Source organism: Endozoicomonas acroporae (assembly GCF_002864045.1).
Lineage (GTDB): Bacteria > Pseudomonadota > Gammaproteobacteria > Pseudomonadales > Endozoicomonadaceae > Endozoicomonas > Endozoicomonas acroporae.
This window is the reverse complement of record NZ_PJPV01000038.1, coordinates 1-6,412: the sequence shown is the minus strand read 5'-3', so window position 1 is coordinate 6,412 and position 6,412 is coordinate 1. Positions and strand designations below refer to the sequence as shown.

Genomic DNA, 6,412 nt, shown 5'->3' with positions numbered 1-6,412 from the left:
ATCACAGTGCGGGCAGCGAACAATATCATCAGGCCATCGGTTCTCGCGGATCATTTCATAACAGGTTTCATTGCTGATGAGATCGGAAATTCGTCCTATATTCATGAATAACCCTGCCGCTGGCTACTTTTCCAGCAAAGGATAGTTCAACAGTCTGGAATCCGAAAAGAGCCTCAAATTATTCGTGAAGTAGCTGCCAAGTTTGAACACCCGATGATGCTTTATTCTATTGGTAAGGATTCGGCTGTGATGTTGCATCTGGCGGCAAAAGCTTTTGCACCGGGTACGCCACCGTTTCCTTTCTGGAAGTACCGGGCGATGATTGAGTTCCGTAACCAGATGGCGAAAAAGTATGGGATGGAGCTGATTGTCCATACCAACCCAGAAGGCAAAGCAGCCAATATCAACCCATTTGATCATGGCAGTGCCAAATACACAGACGTAATGAAAACCGAAGCCCTGAAGCAGGCATTAAACAAATACAAATTCGATGCAGCGTTTGGTGGTGCACGTCGTGACGAAGAAAAGTCACGGGCGAAAGAACGAGTTTATTCCTTCAGGGATAAAAACCACCGCTGGGACCCAAAGAATCAACGCCCTGAACTGTGGGATACCTATAACGGAAAAGTCGAGAAAGGAGAAAGCATTCGCGTTTTCCCACTGTCCAACTGGACCGAGCTTGATATCTGGCAGTACATCTATCTGGAAAATATTGAGATCGCTCCACTTTACTACGCAGCCGAACGTCCAGTAGTAGATCGGGATGGTACGTTGATTATGGTTGACGACGAGCGCATGCCTCTTCGTGAAGGTGAAGAACCGGAGATGAAATCTGTCCGCTTCCGAACCTTAGGCTGCTAGCCACTAACCGGTGCCGTTGAATCTACCGCCGCTACTTTGCCAGAAATCATTCAGGAGATGCTGCTTACCAGGACGTCTGAACGACAGGGGCGGGTTATTGACCATGACTCGGCGGGGTCGATGGAGAAGAAGAAAATCGAAGGGTATTTTTAAAGGAGCTGTAAGTTAATAGCTGTAAGCTGTAAGCTGTAAGAAAAAGACTTACAGCTTACAGCTTAAAACTTATAGCTCTAAACCCTCTGCTATCTTTATGCTCTTTTGATGATAAGAAAAGAGCAATTTATGAATTTTGAGAAGTTAGAGGTTTGGAAGCGGTCTGCACGGCTCTCAGCCCAATTGTATAAAGAGTTGAAACGCCTTCGGGATTATGGGTTTCGAGATCAGATAACTCGTTCAGGTCTATCAGTACCCAGTAATATCGCTGAAGGAATGGCGCGCAACAGCAGTAAAGAAAAAGTTCACTTCCTTTCTATTGCCAACGGTTCCTGTGCAGAGCTGCGAACCCAAATATACATTGGCATGGAGATTGGTTATATCGAAAGCCAGGTAGGTAAAAGCTGGCTGCAAGATACTCGCGAAATATCCTCCATGCTGTTTAGTTTATCCAAATCGATAAGCGGGGGAAATTTTTAAGCGGTAAGCGGTAAGCCGTAAGCTTTAAGCTGTAAGCTGTAAGTTAAAAGCGATAAAAACTTACAGCTTACAGCTTCAAACTTACAGCTTAAAAACCGGCGTCAGGTCTTTCATCATGCATAACCACCGTCGTTTTCATGAAACACCTATGCGTGCAGTGAGAAAAGCAAATTGCCCCTGTTGGAAAAACAGGGCAGGTCTTGATTCTGGTCATTGGATTCAATGGCCTGCTTAAGCTTCAGGACTTTTGTGCGTGTAAAGTGCAAAACCTGGCCCGTTTCTGGATGACTTCACTTTCTGGTAAACTCCCTGAGAATACTACCCCACAAAAACAGGTATACAGGGCATGGATACGGTCTGGCTCTTAAACGTGATCACTCAGGGTGAGGACTCTAAGCACCAGTTCAAAGCTAATGTCAAACGCTCCGATTCTCTGGCTCAGGAGATGGTGGCTTTTAGCAATTCGTTAGGGGGAATGATCCTGATTGGCGTCAATGATGATGGATCCCTGGCGGGGCTGACACCTGATGACATTGGCAGATTAAACCAGCTGGTTTCAAATGCGGCAACGGAGCATATGCGGCCACCTATTGCGCCTGTTACTGAAAATATTTCTTATCCTGATGGCATGGTTATGGTGGTAACCGTACCGGAGGGTATCAGCAAACCCTATATGGACAAGAATCTACATGTGTTCGTGAAAAGTGGAGCCGATAAGCGAAAAGTCATTGCACGGGAAGAACTGCAACGTATGTTCCAGTCAGCCGCCCTGGTGCATGCGGATGAGATACCGGTGAGAAATTCCTCCATAGCTGATGTGGACCAAGGCTTCTTCAGCTCATTTTTTGAACGTGAGTTTGGTGAGTCTGTTGCTGATCAGGGTATTTCCTGCGCGCGGCTGATGGAAAACATGAATCTGATGCGAGATGGACAGCTGAACATCAGTGGCGCATTACTGTTCGCGAATAGGCCACAGATTCGCTTGCCCGTTTATATCATCAAGGCAGTCGCCTTCCCGGGAAACGATATTGCTGATGAGCACTATATTGACAGCCGGGATATTAGTGGGAAGTTGTCGGATATTTTCCGGGAAGCCATGAGTTTCGTCCTGGCTAATATCCGCCACGTCCAAAACGACCAGAGTTTTAATTCTACCGGTGTGCCGGAGATACCGAGGATTGTTTTTGAAGAGCTTATCGCCAATGCTCTGATACACCGGGATTACTTTATCTCAGCCCCTGTGCGCCTGTTGGTTTTTGCCGACCGTATCGAGATAATAAGTCCGGGTGGGCTTCCTAATAACTTAACGGTAGAGAATGTCTTGATGGGCAATTCAAATATAAGAAACCCCATTCTGGCCTCTTTTGCCTCGAAGGTGTTGCCCTACCGGGGGCTAGGCAGTGGTATTCGCAGGGCTCTGAAAGCACATCCGGATATTGAGTTTATTGATGATCGTGTTGGGAATACTTTTACTGTGATTATTGCGCGTACTTGAAAGTTGTGGGTTGTGAGGGAATGGTTATGAGTGAATAGGGAATGGTTAAGAGGGAATTGGGCTATTCCCTGTTCACTCATAACTCATAACTCACCATCCAACCTATCCAGTATTTTCAGAGCTTCCTCCGGATTACCGGACTCCGCTCTGGCACGGTAACTTTACTCTCTGGCCTGCCTAATCACCATGCTCACCAGCTTTGTATTGATGGCGGTCAACCTTGTGGTGGCACCAAAATTCGCAGCCCTTTCCCAACAGGGTAAAAGCGACCAACTGGAACGCATCGACCTTAAAGAAACTGATGGTGCTCTTCGCCCTGCCAATTGTGGGCTTTATGTTGATCTTCCCGGAAAGGCTGATGTGGCTGTTTGGCGAGCAGTTTAAAAGCGGAGCCAACCTGCTGCGTATATTTGCCCTTGGCCAGTTTGTGAATGTAATGACCGGCTGCGTAGGTTATCTGCTTTCCATGAGCGGCCATGAGAGAGTCCTGCGTAATGTCTTCTTTATCAGTGGGCCGATGGCCAGCCAGAATCTTTTGGCTGTGGGAATGGTCGAGCGGCGGCTTGGCGGAAGTCTTCTTGATGTGGGCTGTAAAAGCTTAGAAGCCTTCAAGCTCAACACTTAAAGCTATCATATGGCCTTACAGCTTAAAGCTTTACAACCAGCCGTAGGCTATAATCCCGTCTTGTTGAGTTCAAGCCGGATGGAGTGTCAGATGAGCAGGAAGGCGTTTGAGGAGTTTTTGACCAGTCATGAAAAAAATAGCCAGGAAGCAGAGGTAATTGATTGGGATCAGCAGCGAGACGAGTGGCTGGCATTTATTGATCAGTTTTACCATTCCCTTGAAGAATGGTTTCAGCCTTATAAAGATAGAGGCTCACTGGACTATCAGTATGCACCTGTTCAGCTGACTGAAGACTCTATCGGGGCTTATCAAACTAAAAAGATGCTGGTCCAGTTTGCTCAGCAAAACCTGCAGATCACACCTATCGGCACTATGCTGATTGCCACCAAAGGCCGTATCGATATGGAGGGTGCCCGGGGTCGGGTTCAGTTTATTCTGGCGGACAGAAATAGTAGCCGCCCAGCAAATATCAACGTTACCATTGGGGCACCTCCGGTTAACAACTCAAACCCGGTGAATCAACCTGACTGGACCTGGAAGGTCGTTCTTAAAGATGCGAGCAGGATTACATTTGCAGACTTCAATGAAGACAACTTTTTTGATGCGCTGTTGGAAGTGGTGAATGCCTGAGTCTTGTAGCAAAAAGTCTCGTGGCAAAAAGTCCCATGGCAAGGTTGCTTTCTCTTTTGATCATTCCTCCATTAATGAGATTGAAGCTTTCTATAAGGCGGTGTTTGTCAACATAGTTGTCGCCTCTGCTCCCAAGCTTTACTCCTTGCCCGCAACATTAACAAGACACTCTTCCGGTGTATAAACCGGGAGCTCTGAACCCGTGAAATCTTTTACATTCCTGGTAATGATGGCGCTCGCACCTGCATTCACCCCGGCAGTATAAAGTACACTGGCTTTATAGTCTTTGAAACCGGTATTCAGCGCCATCTGTAGTACCTTATGGTCAACGGGCGCTATCTGATATATTTGCAACAGTGTTTGATACCTCCAAGCCCGATGGTACGCCACGCAAACTGATGGATGTTTCCCGTTTGGAACGGCTGGGCTGGAAGGCTTCGGTCTCTTTACAGGATGGGTTGGGGATGACTTACCGTTGGTTCCTGGAACATGGTGCTGAGTTGCGGTCGGTTTGATTTTTTTTTGAACCACAAAGGCACAAAGACACGAAGGAAAAGATTAAAAAGCTCTTATTAAATGGCTTTTGCTCTTCTTTGTGCCTTTGTGTCTTTGTGGTTCAAAAGGCTTTTAACATGCTTGAGCTTGAAACCTTTAAAACCGTTGACGCTTCAACACCATTGGTTTCCATTGATTTGATTATTTGCAATAGTCAGGAGCAGGTGTTGCTGGGGTTACGCAATAACCGTCCTGCCCAAGGGTATTGGTTTGTGCCTGGTGGGCGAATTCAGAAAGACGAACGGTTGGAAAACGCTTTTCGTCGTCTGGTTAAAGTGGAACTGGGATGTGATGCAGGTTTTGATCAAGCCCGGTTTTTAGGGGCTTATCAGCATTTCTACCCGGATAATTTTTCCGGTGATAACTTCAGTACCCATTATGTGGTGCTGGGTTATGAACTGAAGCTGGATATTAATCTCAATGACCTGCCTGTTGATCAGCATCAGGATTACCGCTGGTTTACCGTTGATGAACTGTTGGCTTCTGAGCAGGTTCATCAACATACCAAAGATTATTTTTTAAAAGATTGAACCACAAAGGCACCAAGGCACAAAGGTTTTGATTGTTCTCACGCTACGCATGTAGAACAAATCAATGCTTTTCTTTGTGCCTTGGTGTCTTTGTGGTTCAAAAAGAGAAATTAAAAATTGGTACGGATTTTAGCGGTTGGCTGGCTGGCCTTTCTGGTGATTCTTTCGGCCAGCAAAAGCCTCGGTTATGGCCACTGGGCCTGGGGCAGTATTGAGCGTTTTCTGGGTGGCAATCTGCAGATGCATTTTGTAATGGCCTTTATTCTTTCGGTACTGGCTCATCTGGCCAGCTCAGGGTTCTGGCAACGGGGCTGGTTGTTATTGCTGCTGGTGATTGGTTGCGCTCTGGATGAAAGTTTGCAAGCGATGCTGCCACTACGGAATTTTAACCCGCTGGATTTTCTGGTGTCCTGCGCCGGGTTGTTGTTGGCTGCGTTGCCTTTTGTGGTTGCTCGGTGGCGGATGGTTAAAAGCTGTTGAACCACAAAGACACAAAGACACGAAGAAGAGCAAAAGACTGGTAAGAGCAACGCTCTTACAATAAAAATGCTTTTTCTTTGTGTCTTTGTGCCTTTGTGGTTCCAAAAAAGCTGGATTGGAATGTAGATGCCTACCTCGTTGTTATCGGGCCGCTCCCGGCTGCCTCTTGTTTTACTGGTCATTATGGATGTGGCCCTTGCCTTTGGCTGTGCGGAGCTATCGGAATGGGTACGTTTTGGTGACCATGCTACCCACTATCTGAATGTGATGACGATGCAGGCGCTTCTGGTGGTGGTATTTTCGTTTTTGTGTGAAGTGTATGCCCCCTGGCGTGGGCGACGGATCAGCGAGCGATTGACCAAGGTAGCCATTGCCTGGGCATTGTCGTTTACGGCGCTGATCGCTTTTATGGTGATGACCAAAACCACCGAGCGCTATTCCCGTATCTGGCTGTTTACCTGGATAGGACTGACCATCCCCATGACATTGGTGATCCGGTTCACTCTTTATCGAATGCTGATGCGGTTTCGTAGCCGTGGACGCAATACCCGCCATATACTGGTGATTGGCGATGGCCGTAATTTTGAGGCCCTGCGGGAATAC

General features: G+C 47.1%; 10 protein-coding genes and 1 pseudogene. 9 read left to right on the top strand and 2 right to left on the bottom strand.

Translation table 11 applies throughout. From position 1 onward, the window contains the following. Positions 1 to 105 (bottom strand): transposase (locus CX664_RS28070; RefSeq protein WP_180966390.1); only part of this gene is annotated, 105 nt, incomplete at its 3' end. Positions 106 to 141: 36 nt separating this feature from the next. On the opposite strand from CX664_RS28070, the pseudogene cysD reads away from it, so the two are divergent. From cysD to CX664_RS06095, 5 genes and pseudogenes are all read left to right on the top strand, one after another. Further along, positions 142 to 1,014 (top strand): annotated as a pseudogene (cysD, locus tag CX664_RS06120) (sulfate adenylyltransferase subunit CysD). Positions 1,015 to 1,143: 129 nt separating this feature from the next. Beyond that, positions 1,144 to 1,494 (top strand): four helix bundle protein, encoded by a 351-nt coding sequence (locus CX664_RS06115; RefSeq protein ID WP_101745878.1) that lies wholly within the window; start codon positions 1,144 to 1,146, stop codon positions 1,492 to 1,494. Between the two features lie 346 nt (positions 1,495 to 1,840). Then, positions 1,841 to 2,989, top strand: coding sequence for an RNA-binding domain-containing protein (locus tag CX664_RS06110; protein ID WP_101745877.1), 1,149 nt, complete (start codon positions 1,841 to 1,843; stop codon positions 2,987 to 2,989). A 220-nt stretch (positions 2,990 to 3,209) separates the two neighbouring features. After that, positions 3,210 to 3,614 carry a hypothetical protein gene (locus CX664_RS06100; RefSeq protein WP_145999858.1) on the top strand — a complete coding sequence of 135 codons (405 nt, stop codon included), beginning with the start codon at positions 3,210 to 3,212 and terminating at the stop codon, positions 3,612 to 3,614. Positions 3,615 to 3,704: 90 nt separating this feature from the next. Beyond that, positions 3,705 to 4,244, top strand: coding sequence for a hypothetical protein (locus CX664_RS06095; RefSeq protein WP_101745874.1), 540 nt, complete (start codon positions 3,705 to 3,707; stop codon positions 4,242 to 4,244). 138 nt (positions 4,245 to 4,382) lie between these two features. Here the strand turns inward: CX664_RS06095 and CX664_RS26245 are convergent, their stop codons facing one another. Next, entirely contained in the window at positions 4,383 to 4,553 is a 171-nt protein-coding gene (locus CX664_RS26245) for a hypothetical protein (protein ID WP_180966389.1), read from the bottom strand. A 47-nt stretch (positions 4,554 to 4,600) separates the two neighbouring features. Here CX664_RS26245 and CX664_RS06090 point away from each other — a divergent pair, with 47 nt between their 5' ends. From CX664_RS06090 to CX664_RS06075, 4 genes are all read left to right on the top strand, one after another. After that, complete coding sequence (locus tag CX664_RS06090) at positions 4,601 to 4,759, top strand: hypothetical protein (RefSeq protein ID WP_219622128.1); 159 nt, start codon at positions 4,601 to 4,603, stop codon at positions 4,757 to 4,759. A gap of 117 nt (positions 4,760 to 4,876) precedes the next feature. After that, positions 4,877 to 5,329, top strand: coding sequence for a GDP-mannose mannosyl hydrolase (locus tag CX664_RS06085; RefSeq protein ID WP_101745873.1), 453 nt, complete (start codon positions 4,877 to 4,879; stop codon positions 5,327 to 5,329). Between the two features lie 117 nt (positions 5,330 to 5,446). Next, positions 5,447 to 5,809, top strand: coding sequence for a VanZ family protein (locus tag CX664_RS06080; RefSeq protein WP_101745872.1), 363 nt, complete (start codon positions 5,447 to 5,449; stop codon positions 5,807 to 5,809). A 126-nt stretch (positions 5,810 to 5,935) separates the two neighbouring features. Continuing rightward, positions 5,936 to 6,412: Rossmann-fold NAD(P)-binding domain-containing protein (locus CX664_RS06075; RefSeq protein WP_219622127.1), on the top strand; the 477-nt coding region annotated here is incomplete at its 3' end.

What these genes read in the sequence shown, in the direction of transcription:
- CX664_RS06115 (WP_101745878.1), top strand. Translation starts at nt 1,144, where the DNA reads ATGAATTTTGAGAAGTTAGAGGTTTGGAAGCGGTCTGCACGGCTCTCA.
- CX664_RS06110 (WP_101745877.1), top strand. Translation starts at nt 1,841, where the DNA reads ATGGATACGGTCTGGCTCTTAAACGTGATCACTCAGGGTGAGGACTCT.
- CX664_RS06095 (WP_101745874.1), top strand. Translation starts at nt 3,705, where the DNA reads ATGAGCAGGAAGGCGTTTGAGGAGTTTTTGACCAGTCATGAAAAAAAT.
- CX664_RS26245 (WP_180966389.1), bottom strand. Translation starts at nt 4,553, where the DNA reads ATGGCGCTGAATACCGGTTTCAAAGACTATAAAGCCAGTGTACTTTAT.
- CX664_RS06085 (WP_101745873.1), top strand. Translation starts at nt 4,877, where the DNA reads ATGCTTGAGCTTGAAACCTTTAAAACCGTTGACGCTTCAACACCATTG.